This is a genomic window from Pseudomonas kielensis (genome assembly GCF_014236655.1).
GTDB classification, from domain to species: Bacteria; Pseudomonadota; Gammaproteobacteria; order Pseudomonadales; family Pseudomonadaceae; genus Aquipseudomonas; species Aquipseudomonas kielensis.
In genome coordinates this window covers 99,930-121,723 of the sequence record NZ_JACMYG010000008.1, presented here as the reverse complement: position 1 = coordinate 121,723, position 21,794 = coordinate 99,930, and the positions used below count along the sequence as shown (strand labels likewise).

At 57.9% G+C, this 21,794-nt stretch carries 25 protein-coding genes and 1 tRNA gene; 5 read left to right on the top strand and 21 right to left on the bottom strand.

Annotation, left to right across the window (positions count from 1 at the left end):
• Positions 1 to 56: 56 nt before the first annotated feature.
• Positions 57 to 1,219, top strand: a protein-coding gene (locus H7995_RS10595; protein ID WP_185818328.1) for an IS3 family transposase whose coding sequence is annotated in 2 segments (ribosomal slippage) — positions 57 to 312 and positions 312 to 1,219 — 1,164 coding nt in all. Because the reading frame shifts where the segments join, the coding sequence is not laid out codon by codon here.
• Positions 1,220 to 1,567: 348 nt separating this feature from the next.
• On the opposite strand, the gene H7995_RS10590 is transcribed toward H7995_RS10595, so the two are convergent.
• The 3 genes from H7995_RS10590 to H7995_RS10585 are packed head-to-tail and all read right to left on the bottom strand — an operon-like array spanning position 1,568 to position 3,179.
• On the bottom strand, positions 1,568 to 1,771 hold the full coding sequence (locus H7995_RS10590; RefSeq protein WP_185818327.1) for an AlpA family transcriptional regulator: 204 nt from the start codon (positions 1,769 to 1,771) through the stop codon (positions 1,568 to 1,570).
• Between the two features lie 50 nt (positions 1,772 to 1,821).
• Positions 1,822 to 1,947, bottom strand: coding sequence for a hypothetical protein (locus H7995_RS28635; RefSeq protein ID WP_280516527.1), 126 nt, complete (start codon positions 1,945 to 1,947; stop codon positions 1,822 to 1,824).
• Positions 1,947 to 3,179 carry a hypothetical protein gene (locus H7995_RS10585; RefSeq protein ID WP_185818326.1) on the bottom strand — a complete coding sequence of 411 codons (1,233 nt, stop codon included), beginning with the start codon at positions 3,177 to 3,179 and terminating at the stop codon, positions 1,947 to 1,949. The genes H7995_RS28635 and H7995_RS10585 overlap by 1 nt, the downstream gene beginning before the upstream one ends.
• Before the next feature lie 174 nt (positions 3,180 to 3,353).
• On the opposite strand from H7995_RS10585, the gene H7995_RS10580 reads away from it, so the two are divergent.
• Complete coding sequence (locus tag H7995_RS10580) at positions 3,354 to 4,619, top strand: hypothetical protein (RefSeq protein ID WP_185818325.1); 1,266 nt, start codon at positions 3,354 to 3,356, stop codon at positions 4,617 to 4,619.
• A gap of 266 nt (positions 4,620 to 4,885) precedes the next feature.
• Here H7995_RS10580 and H7995_RS10575 read toward each other — a convergent pair.
• The 9 genes from H7995_RS10575 to thrS form a co-directional block, all read right to left on the bottom strand.
• A tRNA-Pro gene (locus tag H7995_RS10575) sits at positions 4,886 to 4,962 on the bottom strand.
• An 89-nt stretch (positions 4,963 to 5,051) separates the two neighbouring features.
• Complete coding sequence (locus tag H7995_RS10570) at positions 5,052 to 5,408, bottom strand: MerR family transcriptional regulator (RefSeq protein WP_027620568.1); 357 nt, start codon at positions 5,406 to 5,408, stop codon at positions 5,052 to 5,054.
• Positions 5,389 to 5,691: an integration host factor subunit alpha gene (ihfA, locus tag H7995_RS10565; RefSeq protein ID WP_002553164.1), complete on the bottom strand. Its 303-nt coding sequence runs from the start codon at positions 5,689 to 5,691 to the stop codon at positions 5,389 to 5,391. Before ihfA ends, H7995_RS10570 begins: the two co-directional genes overlap by 20 nt.
• A 3-nt stretch (positions 5,692 to 5,694) precedes the next feature.
• Positions 5,695 to 8,073: a phenylalanine--tRNA ligase subunit beta gene (gene pheT / locus H7995_RS10560; RefSeq protein WP_166590582.1), complete on the bottom strand. Its 2,379-nt coding sequence runs from the start codon at positions 8,071 to 8,073 to the stop codon at positions 5,695 to 5,697.
• A 26-nt stretch (positions 8,074 to 8,099) separates the two neighbouring features.
• Positions 8,100 to 9,116 carry a phenylalanine--tRNA ligase subunit alpha gene (pheS, locus tag H7995_RS10555; RefSeq protein ID WP_095143262.1) on the bottom strand — a complete coding sequence of 339 codons (1,017 nt, stop codon included), beginning with the start codon at positions 9,114 to 9,116 and terminating at the stop codon, positions 8,100 to 8,102.
• 109 nt (positions 9,117 to 9,225) lie between these two features.
• Positions 9,226 to 9,582 (bottom strand): 50S ribosomal protein L20, encoded by a 357-nt coding sequence (rplT, locus tag H7995_RS10550; protein ID WP_007905879.1) that lies wholly within the window; start codon positions 9,580 to 9,582, stop codon positions 9,226 to 9,228.
• Positions 9,583 to 9,610: 28 nt separating this feature from the next.
• Positions 9,611 to 9,805, bottom strand: coding sequence for a 50S ribosomal protein L35 (gene rpmI / locus H7995_RS10545; RefSeq protein ID WP_002553160.1), 195 nt, complete (start codon positions 9,803 to 9,805; stop codon positions 9,611 to 9,613).
• 60 nt (positions 9,806 to 9,865) lie between these two features.
• A complete protein-coding gene (gene infC / locus H7995_RS10540; RefSeq protein WP_172435341.1) occupies positions 9,866 to 10,417 on the bottom strand; it encodes a translation initiation factor IF-3 in 552 nt (183 codons plus the stop codon).
• Positions 10,417 to 12,339 (bottom strand): threonine--tRNA ligase, encoded by a 1,923-nt coding sequence (gene thrS / locus H7995_RS10535; protein ID WP_095169244.1) that lies wholly within the window; start codon positions 12,337 to 12,339, stop codon positions 10,417 to 10,419. The genes infC and thrS overlap by 1 nt, the downstream gene beginning before the upstream one ends.
• A gap of 375 nt (positions 12,340 to 12,714) precedes the next feature.
• Between thrS and H7995_RS10530 the strand changes: the two genes are divergently transcribed.
• Positions 12,715 to 13,011: a hypothetical protein gene (locus tag H7995_RS10530; protein WP_166590581.1), complete on the top strand. Its 297-nt coding sequence runs from the start codon at positions 12,715 to 12,717 to the stop codon at positions 13,009 to 13,011.
• Positions 13,012 to 13,307: 296 nt separating this feature from the next.
• On the top strand, positions 13,308 to 13,520 hold the full coding sequence (locus H7995_RS10525) for a cold-shock protein (RefSeq protein WP_003179963.1): 213 nt from the start codon (positions 13,308 to 13,310) through the stop codon (positions 13,518 to 13,520).
• A 73-nt stretch (positions 13,521 to 13,593) separates the two neighbouring features.
• Here H7995_RS10525 and H7995_RS10520 read toward each other — a convergent pair whose 3' ends face one another.
• On the bottom strand, positions 13,594 to 13,908 hold the full coding sequence (locus H7995_RS10520) for an I78 family peptidase inhibitor (RefSeq protein WP_185818324.1): 315 nt from the start codon (positions 13,906 to 13,908) through the stop codon (positions 13,594 to 13,596).
• Between the two features lie 170 nt (positions 13,909 to 14,078).
• On the bottom strand, positions 14,079 to 14,384 hold the full coding sequence (locus tag H7995_RS10515) for a hypothetical protein (protein ID WP_166590579.1): 306 nt from the start codon (positions 14,382 to 14,384) through the stop codon (positions 14,079 to 14,081).
• A gap of 132 nt (positions 14,385 to 14,516) precedes the next feature.
• Between H7995_RS10515 and H7995_RS10510 the strand changes: the two genes are divergently transcribed.
• The gene (locus H7995_RS10510) at positions 14,517 to 14,729 is read left to right on the top strand and encodes a hypothetical protein (RefSeq protein ID WP_166590578.1); all 213 of its coding nucleotides are present in this window, start codon (positions 14,517 to 14,519) and stop codon (positions 14,727 to 14,729) included.
• Positions 14,730 to 14,761: 32 nt separating this feature from the next.
• Here the strand turns inward: H7995_RS10510 and H7995_RS10505 are convergent, their stop codons facing one another.
• From H7995_RS10505 to H7995_RS10475, 7 genes are read right to left on the bottom strand one after another with little or no spacing between them, the layout of a single operon-like run.
• Positions 14,762 to 15,790 (bottom strand): nucleoside hydrolase, encoded by a 1,029-nt coding sequence (locus H7995_RS10505; RefSeq protein ID WP_182344173.1) that lies wholly within the window; start codon positions 15,788 to 15,790, stop codon positions 14,762 to 14,764.
• A 36-nt stretch (positions 15,791 to 15,826) separates the two neighbouring features.
• Complete coding sequence (gene rbsD / locus H7995_RS10500; RefSeq protein WP_166590576.1) at positions 15,827 to 16,231, bottom strand: D-ribose pyranase; 405 nt, start codon at positions 16,229 to 16,231, stop codon at positions 15,827 to 15,829.
• Positions 16,228 to 17,145, bottom strand: coding sequence for a ribokinase (gene rbsK, locus H7995_RS10495; protein WP_166590575.1), 918 nt, complete (start codon positions 17,143 to 17,145; stop codon positions 16,228 to 16,230). The genes rbsD and rbsK overlap by 4 nt, the downstream gene beginning before the upstream one ends.
• Positions 17,146 to 17,168: 23 nt before the next feature.
• Complete coding sequence (locus H7995_RS10490) at positions 17,169 to 18,188, bottom strand: LacI family DNA-binding transcriptional regulator (protein WP_166590574.1); 1,020 nt, start codon at positions 18,186 to 18,188, stop codon at positions 17,169 to 17,171.
• Between the two features lie 2 nt (positions 18,189 to 18,190).
• Entirely contained in the window at positions 18,191 to 19,168 is a 978-nt protein-coding gene (locus H7995_RS10485) for an ABC transporter permease (RefSeq protein ID WP_166590573.1), read from the bottom strand.
• Complete coding sequence (locus H7995_RS10480; RefSeq protein WP_166590572.1) at positions 19,165 to 20,718, bottom strand: sugar ABC transporter ATP-binding protein; 1,554 nt, start codon at positions 20,716 to 20,718, stop codon at positions 19,165 to 19,167. The genes H7995_RS10485 and H7995_RS10480 overlap by 4 nt, the downstream gene beginning before the upstream one ends.
• Positions 20,719 to 20,775: 57 nt before the next feature.
• A complete protein-coding gene (locus H7995_RS10475) occupies positions 20,776 to 21,732 on the bottom strand; it encodes a sugar ABC transporter substrate-binding protein (protein WP_166590571.1) in 957 nt (318 codons plus the stop codon).
• Positions 21,733 to 21,794: the final 62 nt, after the last annotated feature.

The window sequence follows — 21,794 nt, the reverse complement described above, 5'->3', positions numbered from 1 at the left end:
TCTACTAACCCCGGACACCCATTTAGGCGAGAATGCTCGCCACAGAGAGGTGTCCGATGACCAAGCAACGCCGTACCTTTACCCCTGAGTTCAAGCGCGAAGCTGCCTGCCTGGTGCTCGATCAAGGCTACAGTCATGCCGAAGCAGCACGCTCGCTCGGCTTGGTCGAATCGGCCCTCCGCCGCTGGGTTAATCAGCTTCAACAGGAGCGCGGCGGCGTCACGCCGGCCAGCAAAGCGTTGACGCCAGAGCAGCAAAAGATCCAAGAGCTCGAAGCTCGGATAACGCGCCTTGAACGCGAGAAATCGATACTAAAAAAGGCTACCGCGCTCTTGATGTCGGAAGATCTCGAGCGTATTCGCTGATCCACCAGTTCAGCGCCCATGAGCCCGTTGATTGGCTATGCGAGGTGTTCGAAGTCACTCGCTCAAGTTACTACGCACATCGCCATAGAAGGCGAACTCCGGACGTTGAGCGACTGAGGTTGCGTAGTCGAGTGAATGAGTTATTCACGCGCGGACGAAGTGCGCCCGGCAGCCGCAGTATCAAGATGATGATGCAAGAAGAGGGTGAGAAGATCGGGCGGTTCAAGGTCCGCAGCCTGATGCGTGAGCTGGCGTTGGTCAGCAAGCAGCCAGGGTCGCATGCGTACAAAAAGGCCACAGTGGAGCGGCCAGATATTCCGAATATTTTGAACCGAGCGTTTGATGCCGAAGCGCCAAATCAGGTCTGGTGTGGCGACATCACTTACGTTTGGGCGCAGGGAAAATGGCACTATCTGGCAGTTGTCTTGGATCTCTATGCACGCAGAGTCGTGGGCTGGGCCCTATCAGAAAAACCGGACGCAGACCTCGTGGTCAAAGCGCTGGACGTGGCTTACGAACAGCGCGGTAAGCCTCAAGGGCTACTGTTCCATTCCGACCAGGGGTCGCAATATGGCAGTCGTCAATTCCGCCAGAGACTGTGGCGCTATCGCATGCGCCAGAGCATGAGCCGCCGAGGCAACTGCTGGGATAACGCGCCGATGGAGCGAGTCTTTCGCAGCTTGAAGTCAGAATGGATACCGACCACGGGCTACCTGACCGGGCAGCAAGCCCAACGAGACATTAGCCAGTACCTGATGAACCACTACAACTGGATCCGCCCCCATCAATTCAACGATGGACTGGCTCCGGCGAAAGCTGAAGAAAAACTCAAAACTGTGTCCGGAATGAGTTGACCACTACATCCCTTCTTGAGGGATGAGCGTGATGGGATGGCTGCCTTGATGTATGTATGAGTAGGATCTATAGGTTGATGACGGCTATGACGAATACAAGCTCTACCTCAATGAACCCATGTTTAATATATGGATATATAAATAATACTAATACCGAAACCCACCACCCCACTCCTGCAAGGGAGTGGAGCGGCAAACTGCCGGAGAGCTCGGCAAGAATGTGGCAGTTTCAGTGATTCAGATGCTCTGGAAATAAACCAAAGATTCGAGTCATCCGATCAGCCTGAACGCCGACCGAATGACTTGACGGATACTCAGCCAATCAGCTCATTACGCAGCCTTTAGCCACTACACCTCCGTGAGCGACTCACAAGCATCTCGCGCCTCGATCCTGGCCATGACCCAACCCATAACTTCGCTTTCAACCCAGCCAACAGCCCTGTCGCCCAATGGTACTGACTTCGGAAAGCTCCCCTCGCTGATGTACTTGTAGATGGTGGACCGGCCCAGGCCGGTGCAGTCCATAACTTCTTTCAGGCGAATGATCCTCATGAACGGGCTCCTCTCGTATCGTTCAGAGGATTCGCAAAGCCTGTAATAAATTACTCAATCACCTTGTCATTGCTTGGCCTAGGAAGCAGCCCATAGGCAAACAGCTCTTCGAGCGGGATTTCCTGCTCCCCAACAAAACTGCGAGTGGACGCCTCAGCACCACTGGTTTCAATCATCAAATATCCCCTCCAACCCCGCGCCGCTTTGGCAAAGTTAGGAAAGCTCGGTAGAAATGGCCTCGCGCAGCAGATTGGGGGACGATTACGAAATCGAGTTCGCTGAAAGGAACGTTCGGGGTGTTGGATAGCAGGCGCTTGAACCATAGGGCCATGTCATACGCCAAATCAAAAAGTTGAACGTGAAACTTTGTACGAAGAGCGTCGACATCAACATCCTCAGCACCTTGCAGACCAACTGGCAACCTAAAATCTTTTAGGATCTGCTGACGAAGCTGTAGGTCATCAACTCGCTCCTTCAATGCCCCTCCCTCAGCTAAATTCAGCCAGTGTCTGGACAACAGCTGCGCAGCGTACTCCTCTAGGAAAGCCTGGAATGTCCGATAAAATGACAGTCCTTGCCCCGCCAAGAACATAAGGATCGGAGCTTCCAGCGAATTCTGAGAGCGTTTGGCATCTCTTTTAATGCTACTCACTGCGCCTCGAATTCTTTGCAGCAGCTCTGGCCCGGCGAGATCCATGCCCCCTCCCGTTACTTCAAGAATAGAAGTTGCTTGGCCACTCTCATCGAACTGCGCATGATTCAAATTGAGGTAGTAGATGCTCTTCCTCTTTACAGACAGTACCGGACTGCTTAAGCCCGGTATGTAGCTACGTATTAACCCTTGATCCATTAGAGTTTTGAGCCGGTTCCGTAGCCTCTCCTTAGTCAATCCTGTCGCCTTGCAGATCTGCACTGTCCCGAGATTACGTACCACACCGAAACGATCAGCACCACAGAGCAGCGCGGCCATTAGGAGCCGATTCACCCTGCTCAGGCCACCAGGCTTTTTTCTCGCTCTAAGATGAGCCAGCGACATCTCCTCATCCTCGTACTGACCTGCATCAGTCCCTCCATGCACCATCAGTCGCGCAATGGCCGATATGTGCATTACGCCTACCGGCACAGGCAAACGGTTTAGCTTCGCTAGGAAGGCCTCAGCAATTCCGTGGCACCTTGCTGGTTTCCCTCTCTTAGTAGATACCAATGAGCGAATCAGAATCTCAGCATCCACCAAGGCATCCAGAGCCGCCGAAGCCTGGCGGTCCGTAACGCCAACCTGATTGGCAAACTCTTTAACACCTAGGCAGACAGGATCTTTAACGCCGAAGCACTGGATGAAGCGCACCAGGAAGTATTTCCCCTCTGGTCCAAGCCCTTTCACTTCACAAAACAATGCAGATAAAAACACGCTGATACCACCGTAATCTTGGCCACAGTCGACTATTATATCGCAATATTTACAGCCTGTTTTTATACTTAGTTGTGACGCTGTCACGTGATACAAAACGTGATCCAAAACGTGATGAATCACAGGCTATAATTCTGCAAACTGGCATCAACAATTGGGGGGGAGGATTGGGGCATGAATCGGAGATCACCTGGACTTACATGGCTTGATAGCAATGATCACAAGCAACGGAAATGGGCTCACAAATATCTGCAAGGGAAAGGGGAAATAGACCCGCGACGTCACTCCTTAGCGAACGATGAGCTCCTCCAGATTGGCGATGAGCTAGAGAGCACGAGAGAGGGCATATTGATCATCGAGCAGATGAAAAACGCATGGAGGAGGGTTAAATCCAATGCCTCAGACAAAGACAAGGAACGGAAGACCTATGCCTTCAAGCTCAAAATCGATGTAAAAAAAGAGCTGACGTTGCTAGCCAAGAAGAACAAGGTCGCTGCAGCCGACATGCTCAGCAAGTTGATCTCTGGAGAGCTGGATGCTCATGTAAGATTTGAGACGAGGCTCAACGAAGAAAAAAAGACACACAAAGAGCTGCTGAGAAACTCAAGAAATAACACTGCCCAATACAGAGAGACCAACAGAACCCTGAGGGAGTTGCTGGACGTCAGCATTGCACGACTGTGTAGAGCGGAGATCCTGCTGGAAGATGCCGCCCTCTCGACAAGGAGCATCACAGAGGATCAGCAGCGCAGGATAGAAGAGTTGCGCGAGCAAACAATGACCGAAGCTCACGCAGATATAACAGGCAAGATTAGACTCCTACGCTTAGGAGTCCTTGACCACCCCATAAAGGGAATCAATACCACCCGCCACGCAGCAAAAGAGGCAGCGGCAAACACCACAGGCAGCACACCAAAAAACCAGAGAAGCTTGACCAGCAAGAAGCCAGCCACCCGTCAACAGACCCAGGATGCTAAGCCAGAGCCCAGCTCAGCACTCAGGATCGACGGCATCAAGCCATTGACCAATCATTCCCCCAGTGAAAATTTGGATGCAAAATCCAATGAAAATACCTCACCTCACCCCAGGATCGGCGGAACATCCCCGAATACCCAACCCTCCACACAAAGCCCGCAAAGCGGATATAGAATCTATGCACCTATTGGGAAAGGCGGAATCATCAGCTCATTTACAAAGCAGCGCCCCACCAAGACAGATAGCACCATGACTCCGGCCAATCCCACCGCCAATGAAAAGCAGGAGGCGCAGCCCAATGAGATTACTTCGCACCACTTCGAGACAGACAGACCCCCCCTGAGCATCCAGACAACCACGCAAAGCCCTTGCGACAGAGATGAGTACCCCCAAACCCTCGGAGACATTCTGCGTAAAGAAGAGGAAGAAGCCCGCCGCCTGAAAGCTGAGACCAGGCCTGCTTAAAATCAGGCTGAGAAAGCTTTCCAGGAACCCTGGTCGAAACCAATCGCGCTCTTTGGATAGCGTAGGTTGTTCGAAAAGCCACGACATACCCGAGCGAGTCAGTTGAACCGGTAGGATGAGACAATTTGCATTGGCACTGATAGCTATCCGGCAATCGGCAAGGCGCTAGCAAGTCTCAATTCACTACCATTTAACTACCAGAAAGCAAAAATCGCAGACATGAAAAAGCCCAACCTTTTCAGATTGGGCTAACTCATTGAAAAATATGGTCGGGACGGAGTGATTCGAACACTCGACCCCTAGCACCCCATGCTAGTGCGCTACCGGACTGCGCTACGCCCCGACTAGGCGTGTTACCTGTTGCTGTTCTCGACGAACGCTCAAGAATATATCGCAAGCTTCTGAAAACTGGAAGTATTTAAAAGTAGAAATTTACTTCTTGAGGACCACCAGCACATCTTCGAGCTCGGAGATCATCTGGCGGATCATCTGTTTGTACTGGGTGGTATCGTCTTTGGCTTCATCGCCGGACAAACGCAAGCGTGCGCCGCCGATGGTGAACCCCTGATCGTAAAGCAACGCGCGGATCTGCCGGATCATCAGCACGTCTTGTCGCTGATAATACCGGCGGTTTCCGCGGCGTTTGACGGGGTTGAGTTGAGGAAACTCCTGCTCCCAATAGCGCAGTACGTGCGGCTTTACCGCACACAGCTCGCTAACTTCACCAATGGTGAAGTAGCGTTTGCCTGGGATGACGGGAAGCTCGTCGTTATGACTTGGTTCCAGCATAAGCCTCAACTCGGGCCTTCAACTTCTGCCCTGGACGAAAGGTGACCACACGGCGAGCCGTGATCGGGATTTCTTCTCCCGTTTTCGGATTGCGGCCAGGCCGCTGGCGTTTGTCCCGAAGGTCGAAGTTGCCAAAACCGGACAACTTCACCTGTTCGTTGTCTTCAAGAGCGTGCCTGATTTCTTCAAAAAACAGTTCGACCAATTCCTTGGCCTCCCGTTTGTTCAGGCCCAGCTCTTCATACAGACGTTCCGCCATTTCAGCTTTCGTCAGAGCCCCCATACGTCACTTCCTTAACGTGGCGTTCAACCTTTGTTCGAGCGAGGTGAGGATGTTTTGCGTCGTGGTATTCACCTCATCGTCATTAAGAGTGCGCGATGGATGCTGCCAGGTCAAGCCAACTGCAAGGCTTTTTCTATGAGGATCAATGCCTTTACCCTGATAAACGTCAAAGAGCCTGAGGTCTGTCAGCCATTCGCCTGCATTTTCACGGATTACATCCATGACAGCACTGGCGGCAACGCCTGCATCGGCCAGCAACGCGAGGTCACGCCGCACTTCAGGAAAGCGCGATAACTCGTGGAATTTAGGCATTTTGCCCAAGGCCACTTCGCCCAATACCAGCTCAAAGACGAATACCGGACGGTCAAGACCGAGGGTTTTTGTCAGTTCGGGGTGCAGTGCGCCGATGAAACCGACTTCGCGACCTTCACGCTCGATGCGCGCGGTTTGACCCGGGTGCAATGCCGGGTGGCTGCCTGGGGAGAAGGTGAACGAACCCAGTGCACCGGCGAAGCCCAGCACCGCTTCCACGTCAGCTTTGACGTCGAAGAAATCCACCACGTCGCGGCCCTGCGCCCAGCCTTCGGGCAGACGGCTGCCGCAGACCACACCGGCGAGCATCGGCTCTTGCTTGAGGCCTTCAAGCTGCCCGACAAAACGCAGGCCGCTTTCGAACAGACGCACGCGATCCTGCTGACGGTTCAGGTTGTGCTGCAAGGCCTTGACCAGACCAGGCCACAAGGAGGAGCGCATGGCCGCCATGTCGTTGGAAATCGGGTTGGCCAGCAGCAGCGGTTCAACGCCCGGGTTGAACAGTTCGAACTGTTTCGGGTCGATGAAGCTGTAGGTGATCGCTTCCTGGTAGCCACGGGCGACCAGCAGACGACGCAATTCAGGCAAGTCGCTGCGGGCTTCGGCCTTGGCTTGTGGTGCCAGGCGCGCTTGCGGGTAACGGACCGGCAGACGGTTGTAACCGTACAGGCGGGCCAGCTCCTCGATCAGGTCGACTTCCAGGCTGATATCAAAGCGGTGGCTTGGCACTTCAACGCGCCACTGCCCTGCCCCGTCCGCCGAGATGGTCAGGCCCAAGGCGCTGAGCAAACGCTCGACCTGGACAGGGTCCATTTCCATGCCCAACATCTGGGTGATGCGCTGGGCACGCAGGGTGATTGGCGCGATCGACGGCAGGTACTGCGCGTTGACGGTCTCGATGATCGGGCCAGCTTCGCCGCCAGTGATGTCCAGCAGCAGGCCAGTGGCGCGCTCCATGGCTTCACGGGCCAGTTGCCAGTCCACTCCACGCTCGTAGCGGTGCGAGGCGTCGGTGTGCAGACCGTAGGAACGAGCCTTGCCAGCGACTGCGATTTGGTCGAAGAACGCGCTTTCCAGGAAAATATCGCGCGTCGTGGCGGATACGCCACTGTGCTCGCCACCCATGACGCCGGCAATCGCCAGGGCACGGGTATGGTCGGCGATGACCAGGGTGTCGGCGCGCAGGCTGACTTCCTGACCGTCGAGCAGGACCAGCTTTTCGCCTTCTTCAGCCATGCGCACGCGGATGCCGCCGTTGATTTCGGCAAGGTCGAAGGCGTGCAGCGGTTGGCCCAGCTCGAGCATCACGTAGTTGGTGATGTCGACGGCAGCATCGATGCTGCGTACATCGGCGCGGCGCAGACGCTCGACCATCCACAGCGGTGTCGGCTTGGACAGGTCGACGTTGCGGATTACCCGGCCCAGGTAACGTGGGCAGGCAGCGGGGGCCAGCACTTCTACCGAGCGCACTTCGTCATGCGCGGCAGGCACGGCAGCCACCACCGGACGAGTGACGGGAGCGGCGTACAGCGCACCCACTTCACGGGCCAGGCCAGCCAGAGACAGACAGTCGCCGCGGTTCGGGGTCAGGTCGACCTCGATGCTGGCGTCTTCCAGGCCCAGGTAGACGCGGAAGTCTTCGCCCACCGGCGCATCAGCCGGTAGCTCCATCAGGCCGTCATTGCCCTCACCCACCTGCAATTCGGCTTGCGAGCACAACATGCCGTTGGACTCGACGCCACGCAGCTTGGCTTTCTTGATCTTGAAGTCGCCTGGCAGTTCGGCGCCGATCATGGCGAATGGAATCTTCAGGCCCGGGCGCACGTTTGGCGCTCCGCACACGACCTGGAAGGTTTCGGCACCATTGCTGACCTGGCACACGCGCAGCTTGTCAGCGTCCGGGTGCTGCTCGGTGCTCAGCACCTCGCCCACCACGACGCCATTAAACACACCGGCGGCCGGGGTAACGCTATCGACCTCAAGACCGGCCATCGACAGACGGGCAACCAGCTCGTCGCGACTTACCTGCGGGCTTACCCAGCCGCGCAGCCATTGTTCACTGAATTTCATCCTGCTCTCCTAAAAATTCGTTACGACTAGCGAAATTGCGCGAGGAACCGCAAGTCGTTGTCGAAGAACAGACGCAAGTCGTTCACGCCGTAACGCAGCATGGCCAGACGCTCCACGCCCATGCCGAAGGCAAAGCCGGAGAACTCTTCCGGATCAATGCCGGACATCCGCAGCACGTTCGGGTGCACCATGCCGCAGCCCATCACTTCCAGCCAGCCGGTCTGCTTGCAGACGCGGCAGCCTTTACCGCTGCACATCACGCATTCCATGTCGACTTCAGCGGATGGCTCGGTGAACGGGAAGTACGAAGGACGGAAACGCACGGCCAGTTCTTTTTCGAAGAACACCCGCAGGAACTCTTCGATGGTGCCTTTGAGGTCGGCGAAGTTGATATCGCGATCGACCAGCAGGCCTTCGACCTGGTGGAACATCGGCGAGTGGGTGATATCCGAGTCGCTACGGTACACACGGCCTGGGCAGACGATGCGGATCGGCGGCTGTTTCGACTCCATGGTGCGGACCTGTACCGGCGAGGTATGGGTGCGCAACAGCATGTTGGCGTTGAAATAGAAGGTGTCGTGCATCGACCGGGCCGGGTGGTGGCCTGGGATGTTGAGCGCCTCGAAGTTGTGATAATCGTCTTCGACCTCAGGGCCTTCGGCAATGCCGTAGCCGATATGGGTGAAGAACTGTTCGATACGTTCCAGAGTCCGGGTAACCGGGTGCAGACCGCCCGAGGTCTGGCCGCGACCAGGCAGGGTCACGTCAATGGACTCGGCGGACAGTTTGGCAGCCAGGTCGGCGGCTTCAAACAGCGCCTTGCGCGCATTGAGAACCTCTGTGACACGCTCCTTGGCAACGTTGATCAGGGCGCCGACTTGCGGACGCTCTTCTGCTGGCAAATTCCCCAGGGTCTTCATCACCTGAGTCAATTCGCCCTTTTTACCAAGGTAGTGAACCCGGATTTGCTCCAGGGCATTGATATCTTCAGCGCTTTGCACAGCCTCTAGTGCTTGAGAGACCAGCGCATCCAGGTTTTCCATGTACAGACTCCAGATACAAAATAGGGGAAGAGCTTGAAGGCTCTTCCCCTATTTATGACGTTTAACACCTGGCCCCACAGAGGTGAGGCCGGGTGACTGTCGGGGGTACTTAAGCCAAGGTGGCTTTAGCTTTCTCGACAATCGCAGCAAACGCCGCTTTTTCGTTCACTGCCAGATCAGCCAGAACCTTACGGTCGATCTCGATGGACGCTTTTTTCAGGCCGGCGATGAAACGGCTGTAGGACAGACCGTTGATACGAGCACCAGCGTTGATACGAGCGATCCACAGAGCGCGGAACTGACGTTTTTTCTGACGACGGTCACGGTAGGCGTATTGGCCTGCCTTGATTACCGCTTGCTTGGCAACACGGAATACGCGCGAGCGAGCGCCGTAGTAGCCTTTAGCAAGTTTCAGAATTTTTTTGTGACGTTTACGGGCAATGACGCCACGCTTTACACGAGCCATGAGTTACTTCCTCTATTCTTGACTAAAATTAACGAAGGCGCAGCATGCGCTCGACTTTTGCCACGTCAGACGGATGCAGCAAGCTGCTACCGCGCAGTTGACGCTTACGCTTGGTCGACATTTTAGTCAGGATGTGGCTCTTGAAAGCGTGCTTGTGCTTGATACCGTTAGCAGTTTTCAGAAACCGCTTAGCAGCACCACTTTTCGTTTTCATTTTTGGCATGTTCGGATACTCCGCATTCAGTTGATAAACATAATCAGAAGGCCTGCCGTGCCCTGATGATTACTTCTTCTTTTTCGGGGCGATGACCATGATCAGTTGGCGTCCTTCCATCTTAGGATGCTGTTCGACCGAACCGTACTCGAGCAAGTCACCTTCAACTCGCTTGAGGAGTTCCATCCCCAGCTCCTGGTGGGCCATCTCACGGCCGCGGAATCGCAAGGATACCTTGGCCCTGTCCCCATCACTCAGGAAACGTACCAGGTTGCGCAGTTTTACCTGGTAATCCCCTTCCTCCGTCCCTGGACGAAACTTGATTTCTTTAACCTGGATCTGCTTCTGGTTCTTCTTGGCCGCAGCAATCTGCTTCTTCTTTTCGAAGATCGATTTGCCGTAGTCCATCAGCTTGCAGACAGGAGGTACTGCATCGGCGGAAATTTCCACCAAATCGAGCTTGGCTTCTTCAGCCTTAAGAAGCGCGTCTTCAATTGACACAATCCCAAGCTGCTCGCCTTCAGCCCCAATTAACCGAACCTCGCGTGCCGAGATATTCTCGTTGATCGGGGCTTTCGGTGCAGCTCGTTTATCTTGTCTCATTTCACGCTTAATAATAATTACTCCGAATCTGGGCGACCACGCCGGGAAACCGCTTGCGCGAGAAACTCAGCGAACTGGGCGACGGGCATCGAGCCCAGGTCAGCACCTTCACGAGTACGCACAGCGACAGTCTGCATCTCGACTTCCCGATCCCCGATAACCAAGAGATAGGGAACCTTGAGCAAAGTATGCTCGCGGATTTTAAAGCCGATCTTTTCATTTCTCAAGTCGGACTTGGCACGAAAACCGCTTTGATTGAGAGTTTTTTCAACTTCAGCGGCAAAATCTGCCTGTTTATCAGTGATATTCATGATCACTGCCTGGGTCGGAGCCAGCCACGCAGGGAACGCGCCCTCGTAATGCTCGATCAGAATCCCGACAAAACGCTCGAAGGAACCCAGGATCGCCCGGTGCAGCATGACCGGGTGCTTGCGACTGTTGTCTTCGGAGACGTATTCGGCTCCCAGACGGATCGGCAGGTTAAAATCGAGCTGCAAGGTACCACATTGCCAGACGCGACCGAGGCAATCTTTTAGCGAGAACTCGATTTTCGGACCGTAGAACGCACCCTCACCCGGCTGCAGATCGTACGCAAGGCCCGCACTGTCTAGCGCTGCGGCCAGTGCTGACTCGGCGCGATCCCACAGCTCGTCGGAACCGACGCGTTTTTCCGGACGAGTGGACAGCTTCATCTCGACTTCGGTAAAGCCGAAATCGCGATAAACGTCCATGGTCAGCTTGATGAATGCAGCGGATTCGGCCTGCATCTGCTCTTCGGTGCAGAAGATGTGGGCATCGTCCTGAGTGAAGCCGCGCACACGCATGATGCCGTGCAGCGCACCCGATGGCTCGTTACGGTGGCAGGCACCGAACTCGGCCAGGCGCATCGGCAACTCGCGGTAGCTCTTCAAGCCCTGGTTGAATACCTGCACGTGGCATGGGCAATTCATCGGCTTGATGGCGTAGTCGCGGTTTTCCGACTGGGTGGTGAACATGTTGTCGGCGTAGTTGGCCCAGTGCCCGGATTTCTCCCACAGGCTACGATCAACGACCTGTGGAGTCTTGATCTCCAGGTAACCGTTGTCACGCTGCACCTGGCGCATGTACTGCTCGAGTACCTGGTACAGGGTCCAGCCGTTCGGGTGCCAGAACACCATGCCCGGCGCTTCTTCCTGGAGATGGAACAGGTTCAGCCGCTTGCCGATCTTGCGGTGGTCGCGTTTCTCGGCTTCTTCAATGCGCTGGATGTAGGCCGCCAGTTGCTTCTTGTCGGCCCAGGCAGTGCCATAGACGCGCTGTAACTGCTCGTTCTTGGCATCACCGCGCCAGTAGGCGCCAGACAGCTTGGTCAGCTTGAAGGATTTCAGGAAGCGGGTGTTCGGCACGTGCGGACCGCGGCACATGTCGACGTATTCTTCGTGATAGTACAGGCCCATGGCCTGTTCGTTCGGCATGTCCTCGACCAGACGCAGCTTGTAGTCCTCGCCACGCTGGGTGAACACGTCGATCACACCGGCGCGCGGGGTGACTTTCTTGATCACGTCGTAATCTTTCTCGATCAGCTGGTGCATGCGCTGTTCGATGGCCGCCAGGTCGTCCGGAGTAAAAGGACGCTCGTAGGCGATGTCGTAATAGAAACCTTCGTCGATGACCGGACCGATCACCATTTTCGCCGTCGGGTACAGCTGCTTGACCGCGTGGCCAATCAGGTGTGCGCAAGAGTGGCGAATGATCTCCAGCCCCTCTTCGTCTTTAGGCGTGATGATTTGCAGGGTGGCGTCGCTGTCGATGACATCGCAGGCGTCGACCAGTTTGCCGTTGACCTTGCCGGCCAGGGTGGCCTTGGCCAGGCCAGCACCAATGGATGCGGCGACTTCGGCTACGGATACCGGATGATCGAACGAACGTTGACTACCGTCGGGAAGAGTAATAGTGGGCATGGCGCCTCCTCTCCTAGTGGTGACCCCTACCAAAGGTCACGTGGGTTGGGATGAGCAGCCAGTACGCGATTCAGTCCAGGCCATTCAATGATGAACGCCTGCCTTACAGCGGCAGGAGCCTTGCGGCCAACCGGGAACCGAACCAGAGTGACTGGAGATCAAATCAGGGTTCTTCGGGCATCAACCGCACCTGGCGAATAGATCGTCCAGGGCCTGAAAATTCCCAAGCGTGGGATGCTAGCACAGATGAACGGTCATCGCCGCGCGCTTGTTGCGTTGCCGCGAATTTGCCGCCACAAGTGAACTTGAGATGTACGAACCCCCTCAAACACCCTGAGAATCGCGACACCTTATTGACCCACAGGAGTTTCCGTCATGCGCCTTATCCGTCTTTTTGCCCTTGCCGCGCCATTGGCCATGCTGCTGCCGCTCAGCGCCCAAGCAGCCTGGCCTGCAGGCGCGCGTGATGCCTTCATGAAGGATTGCACCGAGGCTGCCGCCCAAACCATTGGCGAGGCAAACGCCACGAAACATTGCGCCTGTGGTGCCGACGAACTGAACAAGAAGTTCACCACCCAGGAAATCACCCAACTGATGAGCAAGCAGACCCCGCCCTCACCTGAACTGGTGAAAAAGGCGCAAGGCGCAATTGCCGCCTGCAAGGCCCAGTAAACAGCGTTTTGAGCGGGGATTTTTACCCCGAAAAGTGGCCTGAAACGGCGAAAAAACTGCCAGAACCAACAATTTATGCAGGTTTTACAGCTTTTTTTATCGCTTTTATTTTTGGCTGAAACCCTTGTAAACCGGGGCTTCCAGGCAATTTCAGCGAGAAAGAAAGCGCGACAGCAGAGCAAACCGTGCTGCTGGGGGGGTTCCAAGTCGAACATTTCGACTATGATACCCCGGTGTGCCCAGTTGGCCTGAGCAGCACAGTACTACTGAAAATATATGTTTCTTGGAGATACACCATGTCTAATCGCCAAACCGGCACCGTTAAATGGTTCAACGATGAAAAAGGCTTCGGCTTCATCACTCCTCAAGGTGGCGGTGACGACCTGTTCGTACACTTCAAAGCTATCGAAAGCGACGGTTTCAAAAGCCTGAAAGAAGGCCAAACCGTTTCCTTCGTGGCTGAGAAAGGCCAAAAGGGTATGCAAGCTGCACAAGTTCGCCCAGAGTAATTTCCAGGCGCACTAAAAAAACCCCGTCCATGTGACGGGGTTTTTTATGGGCGTTATTCCAGCCGCTTAACTATCAGCCGCAGTTGACCCGGGTAATCACCAGGCCAGCATCCGTGTTCAGGTTCAAGCGATCGGAACGGTATTCCAAGGTAATCATGTCGTTCGGCCGCAAGATCCGGGCACTCTGTGAGCCGGAACGGGTGCGAGCCTCTTCCAGCAATTGTGGCGAAGCTTTCTTGCCGATGGTGAATTCGGCGGCTTTGGCATCACAGCGACCACTGCCCGCCTCTGCCACTACGGGGTCTTTTGCCGACTCGGCGGTGCTGCTGCAACCGGCCAACGTGACCAAGGCCAACACAGTACCCAATGACGCGAGCTTCCAAGGCATGAAGCCTCCTTACAATAATTAAGCTGAATTCGTGCGACAACCGACCACCATTGAGGCGTTTGGTTCATGGTCGCGGCCATCACCTTGCCCTCAAACGCGTCGAGCGCGCAAGTTTGCCTGAGCCATCGCACCCTGTTCAGCGCACAATCGTCACTGAATATGAACAGGGCTCAATAGACGTCGATGTAGTCGTAAGGAGGATTGGGCCAGTTCTCCTTCAGCGCATTGAAGATCTGCATGACCCACACTTCATCGCTGGCGGCGATTCGTCCGACGTAACCAGAGCCCTTGGCCCAGGTCTCCAGGCGAAACAGCAGGCCGTCGATCTCGCTACCACCGACAACGCCCGAGGAAATGTAGGCAATACCGCCCTTGGTCACGCGCAATTGGGTGTGCTCATCGTCGCTGGCAGCCGCGAGTAACTGGCGTACCGCCTCCAGGCTCAAGCCGTCCGGGGTGTTCAAATCAATCTGCACAGCAGGGTCCTTGGACAGTAATCAAAGACCAAGTGTCGCATAGCCCTCCTTTGATGCCTAAGTCGGAGTGCCAAATGCGCGGCAAAATGGTTAACTCCTCTCTCAGACTTTTCCGACTTCACGAGCGCCATCATGACCACCGTAAGTATCGACGCCGACATCAAAGCCAAATGGCCACAGGGCCATAGCTCCTACAGCCCTGGTAGTCCGGAAGAGCTTGCAATCATCAGTATCGATCTACTGGTCAAGGAACTGGGAGCCGATGCGGCCCACACCTTCATCGCGCAGATTTTCGAGAAGTACCCTTCCGAGCACAAAGCCACCAGCGCTTTGGAGCGCGAATAACCCCCGCAGGCTGGCACCCACGGGGACACGCCTTACTTCAGCCGCGCCAGGCGCTCGGTCAGCAGGTCGAAGAAGCCCTGGGCATCGCCGCTTTCCACCCAGAAGGCATTTTTCGGCGCCTTGAGGCCGTCATACCAGTCGACAATCGTCTGGCCGAAGGTCGGGCCTTCGCGACTGTCGACCACGACGTTCACGGCACGCCCACTGAACAGTTCAGGCTTGAGTAGGTAAGCGATCACGGTAGCGTCGTGCACCGGGCCGCCCGTCATGCCGTAATGTTCCATGTCGCCTTTGACGTATTCATTGAGAATATCGCCCACCAGCTTGCTCGCCTTATTGTTCAGCGCGGCAATCTGCTGCAGGCGCGCCTCGCTGGTGAGAATCTTGTGGGTCACGTCCAGCGGCAGGTACGTCAGCTTCACCCCACTCTTTTGCACCACCTCGGCTGCCTGCGGGTCGGCGAACAGGTTGAACTCGGCCACCGGGGTGATGTTGCCGCCATTGAAGTGGGCACCGCCCATCACCACCACTTCCTTGATGCCCTGGGTGATGTCCGGAGCCTGGATCAGCGCCAGCGCCAGATTGGTCTGCGGCCCGAGCATGGCGATGGTGATGCTGTGGGGCTTGGCTGCACGCAGGGTGTCGATCAGGTAGTTGACCGCATGACCTTCGGTCAGCCCGGCCTTGGGCTCATGCACTGCCACCCCGGACAAACCTTCCTTGCCGTGAATATTCTCGGCATAGATCGGCGTGCGCAGCAGCGGCTTCGGCGCGCCGGCATACACCGGTACCTCCTCGCGCCCTGCCCACTCCCGGGCCAGCCGCGCATTGCGCGAGGTCTTGTCCAAGCGAACGTTGCCGGCAACGGTGGTCAGGGCGCGAATGTTCAGCTCCTCGGGCGACGCCAGGGCAAACAGCAGCGCCACCACGTCGTCAGCACCCGGGTCGGTGTCGATGATCAGATCAATCCTGGGCGCCGCGTGAGCGCTGGTAGCGGTTAGCAGGGACAAAAGCAGCAGGCTCCTGAATAGATGATGAATCTGTTGAGCATAGCGACGCATGGCGCACTCCTTGTGCGTGAATGAAACGAATCAGGTTCAGAACGTCACTCCGGCCACCAGCACGATGTTGCTGTAGGGCTGGCATTCGCCGGTACGCACAATCGCCCGGGCCTGGCGGCTCAGTTGCTTGAAAGCCTCGTGACTGAGCAAGCGCCGCTCGCCGATCGCCCCCCGGGCCGTCAGCGCCTCGAGTTCCGGCAGTGCCGGCGGCCGCTTGAGCAGGATTTCTTCGGCCAGCACGTGGCTTTCGACCTGCATCTCACTGAGCACCACCTTCAAGGTGCTGACAAAATCAGGAATGCCCTGGGTCAGGGCCAGGTCGATCAATTCGACGCCAGGCGGCACCGGCAGTCCGGCATCACCGATCACCAGCATGTCGCCATGCCCCAGTGAGGCGATCAGCCGCGACAGGGCGACGTTGAGCAATGGGGTCTTTTTCATGGGGCGCTGAATCCTTGAACGTCGGACAGGCGAGGAATCGAAGGTTGCGCGCCGGCACGGGTCACCGACAGCGCGGCCGCCACCTGACCAAAACGAATGGCCTCGACCTCGTTGCTGCCGCCGGCCAATGCCGCGGCAAAACCACCGACAAAGGTATCGCCGGCCGCCGTGGTGTCGACCGCCGTCACCCGGGGCGCGGGGAAGTGCTGAAAGCCCTGGCCATTGGCAAACAACGAACCTTCGGCACCGAGGGTGATGATCACCTTGCCAGCGCCCATGGCGATCAACTGGCTCGCCGCGGCTTTGGCCGTCTCCAGGGATTCCACGGGCAGCCCGCTGAGCGCCGCGGCTTCACTTTCGTTGGGAATCAGGTAGTCGATGCTCCCATACCAATCCACTGGCAGCGCACCGCTGGCCGGTGCCGGGTTGAGGATCACGGTCTTGCCCAGCTCGCGGCCACGGCGCAGCACATGCCCCACTGTGTCGTACGGCACTTCCAACTGACAGATCAGCACATCGGCCGCCTGCAGGACCGCGTCGAACTGATCGACCACGGGCGGGGTCAACGCGCCGTTGGCACCGGCCACTATCACGATCGCGTTCTGGCTGTGGTCGTCGACCACAATCAGCGCCACGCCACTGCTGCCCTCGACAGTGCTGAGTGCCTGGCAATCGATCTGCTCGGCCAGCAGCGCCTCGCGCAGCTCCCTGCCATAGGCATCGCTGCCGACACAGCCGACCATCGCCACCTGTGCGCCCAGGCGTGCCGCGGCCACCGCCTGGTTGGCGCCCTTGCCGCCCGAGACCGTGGCAAACGATTGGCCGATCAGGGTTTCTCCGCCACGGGGCAAGCGCGGCGCGCGAGTCACAAGGTCCATGTTCAAACTGCCTACAACCACTACTTTCGCTGGCATGTATCGATACTCATCAAGTCGCTTCAGCGCAACGAGTCGAAGACGCCGGACAACGGCGCTGTCGACTCTCGCAAGACAATGCTGGGCGTCACGATCTGCTGATCGGTCGCCAATTGGGGAGCCGCGATCCGGCGCAACAGCACTTGCGCCGCCATCTCTCCCAGTTGCAGGATCGACTGGCCGACCGTGGTCAGCGCCGGGTAGACGTAGCGGCTCATTTGAATGTCGTCAAAACCGATCACCGACAGCTCGCTCGGCACCCGGATGTTGCGTTCAGCGGCCGCGCGCAGCGCGCCGATGCCCATCATGTCGTTGCCGGCGAAAATCGCCGTCGGTGGGTTACTCGCCAGCAGCACCGCCGCCGCGTTGTAACCGCCGGTGCTGGTGAAGTCACTTTCAATCATACGCTCGGTCGGCACCTGCACCCCCGCCTCTTTCAGCGCCCGGCAGAAACCGGCCAGGCGCATCTGGGCCACGCTGGTGTGGGCCGGACCGCCGATGCTGGCGATGTCGCGATGCCCCAATTGCAGCAGGTGTCGGGTCGCCAGGTAGGCGCCGTACTCGTGGTCGATACGAACCAGGTCCGCATCCAGCCCTTCCAGCCCGCGGTCGACAATCACCATCGGCGTGCGCACGCCCGCCAGGCCCTGGGCCAGCCCGCTGTCACCACCGGCGGAGGCGACGATCAGGCCATCGATGCGCTTTTCCAGAAGCACCCGCAGGTAGCTGCGCTGCTTGTCCGGGTTATCGTCGGAATTGCACAGAATCACGCAGTAGCCATTACGCTCGCAGTAGTCCTCGATGCCCCGGGCCAACTCTGCGAAGTACGGGTTTAGGCTGTTGGGCACCAGCAGGCCGATGGTCGCGGTGGTCTTGGCCTTGAGCGAGCGGGCCACGGCGCTGGGCACGTAGTCCAGGCGCTGGATTGCCGCCTCGACTTTAAGCCGCACCTCCTCGCTCACCGGTCGGGTCTTGTTCAGCACATGCGACACCGTGGTGTAGGAAATCCCCGCGAGTGCCGCCACATCCTTGATCGTTGCCATGGTTAGCTCCGGCGCCGGGCGCGTTGGCTGCGATAGGTGTCCAGCACCACTGCAATCACAATCACGGCACCGGTAATGATGCGTTTGGTCGGCTCAGTGGCGCCAATTTGCGCAAGCCCTGCCGCCAGCACGGAAATGATCAGCACACCGAAGAAGGTACTGATCACCGAGCCGCGCCCACCCATCAGGCTGGTCCCGCCGATCACCACGGCCGCGATGACTTGCAGCTCCAGGCCGGAACCGGCATTGGGGTCCGCCGCCTCCAGGCGCGAGATCTGGAACAGTGCCGCGACGCCTGCCAGCAGGCCCATCAGGCTGAACACCAGAATTTTGTACGGCTTGGGATTGATCCCCGCCAGGCGCACCGCCTCTTCGTTGGTGCCGATGCCGATCAGATAGCGCCCAAACACGGTGCGGGTCAGCACTGCCTGGGCGATGAAGATGATCAGCAGCGCAATGATGAACGACGGCGAGATGCCAAAGGCAATGGGGTTGGACAGCCAGGCGAATGCATCACCGATGTAGGCGGTGCGCGAGCCGGTCATCTGGTAGGCCACGCCGCGGGCCATTTCCAGCACCCCCAGGGACACGATGAACGAGGGAATGCGCCAGGCCACGGTGATCGAGCCGGTAATAGTCCCGGCCAGCGCCGCAGCGGCCATGCCCAGCAACGCTGCCGGCAGGACGCTCCAGCCCCAGCCCAGGATCGCCACGCTGACCGTGGACGCCGCCAGGGCCAGCACCGAACCCACCGACAGGTCGATCCCGCCGATGATCAGCACAAACGTCATGCCGACCGCCAGCACCATCAGGTCGGGAATCTGGTTGGCCAGGGTGCTGAAGGTGTCGTACGACAGGAAATGACTGCTCAACACCGAGAACAGCGCAATCATCGCCAGCAAGGCACCGGCCAGGCCCAGGTAGGTACCCAGGCCGTAAAAGTTGCCACTACGTTTGCCAGCGGACACTGCAGTTTTCATGGGAGATCCCTAGGCGCTGCTTCATTGAGCAACGCATCACGTTTTTGGTAGCCGGCAAAAGCGGCAGCAAGCAAATCATCCTGGCTCCAGCTGTCGCGCTCGAAGGTCTCGACCAGCCGCCCCGCCGACAACACGCCAATACGGTCACAAATCAACATCAGTTCACGCAGGTCACTGGACACCACCACCAACGCCTTGCCTTGGCGAGTCAGGTCGCCGAGCAAGGCGTAGATATCAAACTTGGCCCCCACGTCGATGCCGCGAGTCGGCTCATCGAACATCAACACCGAACACTCGCGTTCGAGCCAGCGGCCGATCACCACCTTTTGCTGATTACCGCCGGACAGCTCGCCCACCAGCTGGGTCGGACTGGAGCTGCGAATGCGCATGGCGTCGATCTGCCGCTGCGCCAACGCGGTCTCCGCACTCGGGTTGACCACCCCGCCCCTGGAAATCTCCGGCATGTTACCCAAGGCGATATTGGCGCTGATCGACTGCGTCAGCAGCAGGCCCTCACCCTTGCGGTCCTCGGTGATCAGCGCGATCCCGTGGGCCACCGCATCGGCCGGCGAGCGGATGCTCACCACCTGCGCGGGGAAACCCAAGGCCACCGTGCCACTGTCCGCCGCGTCGGCGCCGAAGATCAGGCGCAGCAACTCGGTACGCCCGGCGCCGATCAAGCCGGAAATCCCGAAGATTTCCCCGGCGCGCACCGTGAAGGACACATCCAGCACCTTGTCCGCCCGACTCAAACCGCTGACCGTGAGCGCCGCAGCCCCTATCTGCCGCGGCCCAAGGTCAATGTGCTCGCCCAGCTCGCGGCCGACCATCAGATTGACCAGTTGCTCGCTGTTGTAGTTGGCCATCGGCTCGACGCAGACCAAGTGACCGTCGCGCAACACCGCAATGCGCTGGGCCACACGCGCCAGTTCTTCGAGCCGATGGGAGATATAAATGATCGCCACGCCCCGGGCTTGCAGGCGGCTGATTTGCTCGAACAGCATCTCGACTTCACGGGCCGTCAGCATGGCTGTCGGCTCGTCGAGAATCAGCACATGGCAGTCGCCGATCAGGTTGCGGGCGATTTCGACCATTTGCTGATGACCAATGCCCAGTTCGCCCACCAGCGTGTCCGGGTCGATTGCATCGAGGCCAACCTGAGCCATGGCCTCGATCGCGGCACTGCGCAGACGCTTGCGGCTGATCCAGCCGCCGTTGCTGGGCAGGTTGTCGAGAAACAGGTTTTCCGCCACCGACAAGGTCGGCAGCAGGTTGAGCTCCTGCATGACCATGCGGATCCCCAGGGCTTCGGCCTGGGCACGACTGCCCGGACGGTACTCCTGCCCGTGGAACTGCATATGCCCGGTCGTCGGGGTGACCAGCCCGCCGATAATCTTCGACAGCGTGCTTTTGCCGGCACCGTTCTCACCGGTCAGCGCCAGCACTTCGCCGCGCATCAGCGTCAGGTCAATGCCGGTCAACACCGGCTGCGCATACGTCTTGCCGATACCGCTGACCGCAAGGACCGCGCTCGAGGCACTCACTGACATAACAAACTCTCCATGCACCCGCCCGCACGGGCGAGCGCCATTGTGATGCCAGACGGGTTATTGGGTGACCAGCTCAACCGGCGTTTCGATCACGCCTTGTGGACCACTGTCGACCTTTTCGCCCTTGAGGATTTTCAGCGCGGTTTCGATGCCAAACACCGCTTGCTTCGCTGCGAACTGGTCGGCGGTGGCCAGGACTCGACCATCCTTGAGCATCGGCTTGATGGCATTGATGTTGTCATAACCCACCACCTGCACCTTGCCCGCCTTGCCTGCCGCTCGCACTGCGGAAACGGCGCCTACCGCCATGCTGTCGTTACCGGCCAGCAGGGCCTTGATCTGTGGGTATTCGCTGAGCATCGAGGAGGCGACCTGATTGCCCTTATTGATCTCCCAGTCACCGGACTGCAGCGATACCACCTTGATCTGCGCCGCCTCCATCGCATCCTTGAAGCCCGCGGTACGTGCCTGGGCGTTGGTGGTGGTGGAAACCCCTTCGATGATGCCGACTTCGTCACCGGCCTTGAGTTGCTTGGCCAGGTACTCCCCAACCAGGCGTGCGCCCTTGCGGTTGTCCGGGCCGACAAAAGGCACGCTGATGTTCTTGCTCTTGAGCACATCCGGGTCGAGTTGGTTATCAATGTTGATCACTGTGATGCCGGCGTCGACGGCCTTCTTGATCACCGGCACCATCGCCTTGGAGTCGGCGGGTGCGATCACCAGCGCGTTGACCTTGGAAACGATCATCTGCTCGACAATACGAATCTGGTTGGCGGTGTCGGTTTCGTCCTTGATCCCGTTGGAGACCAGGTCAAAATCGCCAGGATGTTCTTTCTGGTAGGCCTTGGCGCCATCTTCCATGGTCAGGAAGAACTCGTTGGCCAGGGATTTCATGACCAGGGCGACCTTGGGTTTTTCAGGGGTATCGGCGAAAGCCGAAGAGAGAGGCACAGCGGTGGCGGCGGCAGCCAGCATAGCGACAGCAAGAAGACGTCCAGCGAATGGCAGCTTCATGGGTTCACTCCGATCTTATGATTATTGTGAGCAACGCCTGCAGTGCCACAGCCATGGCTGTT

What these genes read in the sequence shown, in the direction of transcription:
- H7995_RS10590 (WP_185818327.1), bottom strand. Translation starts at nt 1,771, where the DNA reads ATGAGGATCATTCGCCTGAAAGAAGTTATGGACTGCACCGGCCTGGGC.
- H7995_RS28635 (WP_280516527.1), bottom strand. Translation starts at nt 1,947, where the DNA reads ATGATTGAAACCAGTGGTGCTGAGGCGTCCACTCGCAGTTTTGTTGGG.
- H7995_RS10580 (WP_185818325.1), top strand. Translation starts at nt 3,354, where the DNA reads ATGAATCGGAGATCACCTGGACTTACATGGCTTGATAGCAATGATCAC.
- H7995_RS10570 (WP_027620568.1), bottom strand. Translation starts at nt 5,408, where the DNA reads ATGCTGGAACCAAGTCATAACGACGAGCTTCCCGTCATCCCAGGCAAA.
- ihfA (WP_002553164.1), bottom strand. Translation starts at nt 5,691, where the DNA reads ATGGGGGCTCTGACGAAAGCTGAAATGGCGGAACGTCTGTATGAAGAG.
- pheT (WP_166590582.1), bottom strand. Translation starts at nt 8,073, where the DNA reads ATGAAATTCAGTGAACAATGGCTGCGCGGCTGGGTAAGCCCGCAGGTA.
- pheS (WP_095143262.1), bottom strand. Translation starts at nt 9,116, where the DNA reads ATGGAAAACCTGGATGCGCTGGTCTCTCAAGCACTAGAGGCTGTGCAA.
- rplT (WP_007905879.1), bottom strand. Translation starts at nt 9,582, where the DNA reads ATGGCTCGTGTAAAGCGTGGCGTCATTGCCCGTAAACGTCACAAAAAA.
- rpmI (WP_002553160.1), bottom strand. Translation starts at nt 9,805, where the DNA reads ATGCCAAAAATGAAAACGAAAAGTGGTGCTGCTAAGCGGTTTCTGAAA.
- thrS (WP_095169244.1), bottom strand. Translation starts at nt 12,339, where the DNA reads ATGCCCACTATTACTCTTCCCGACGGTAGTCAACGTTCGTTCGATCAT.
- H7995_RS10530 (WP_166590581.1), top strand. Translation starts at nt 12,715, where the DNA reads ATGCGCCTTATCCGTCTTTTTGCCCTTGCCGCGCCATTGGCCATGCTG.
- H7995_RS10525 (WP_003179963.1), top strand. Translation starts at nt 13,308, where the DNA reads ATGTCTAATCGCCAAACCGGCACCGTTAAATGGTTCAACGATGAAAAA.
- H7995_RS10520 (WP_185818324.1), bottom strand. Translation starts at nt 13,908, where the DNA reads ATGCCTTGGAAGCTCGCGTCATTGGGTACTGTGTTGGCCTTGGTCACG.
- H7995_RS10510 (WP_166590578.1), top strand. Translation starts at nt 14,517, where the DNA reads ATGACCACCGTAAGTATCGACGCCGACATCAAAGCCAAATGGCCACAG.
- H7995_RS10505 (WP_182344173.1), bottom strand. Translation starts at nt 15,790, where the DNA reads ATGCGTCGCTATGCTCAACAGATTCATCATCTATTCAGGAGCCTGCTG.
- rbsD (WP_166590576.1), bottom strand. Translation starts at nt 16,231, where the DNA reads ATGAAAAAGACCCCATTGCTCAACGTCGCCCTGTCGCGGCTGATCGCC.
- rbsK (WP_166590575.1), bottom strand. Translation starts at nt 17,145, where the DNA reads ATGCCAGCGAAAGTAGTGGTTGTAGGCAGTTTGAACATGGACCTTGTG.
- H7995_RS10490 (WP_166590574.1), bottom strand. Translation starts at nt 18,188, where the DNA reads ATGGCAACGATCAAGGATGTGGCGGCACTCGCGGGGATTTCCTACACC.
- H7995_RS10485 (WP_166590573.1), bottom strand. Translation starts at nt 19,168, where the DNA reads ATGAAAACTGCAGTGTCCGCTGGCAAACGTAGTGGCAACTTTTACGGC.
- H7995_RS10480 (WP_166590572.1), bottom strand. Translation starts at nt 20,718, where the DNA reads ATGTCAGTGAGTGCCTCGAGCGCGGTCCTTGCGGTCAGCGGTATCGGC.
- H7995_RS10475 (WP_166590571.1), bottom strand. Translation starts at nt 21,732, where the DNA reads ATGAAGCTGCCATTCGCTGGACGTCTTCTTGCTGTCGCTATGCTGGCT.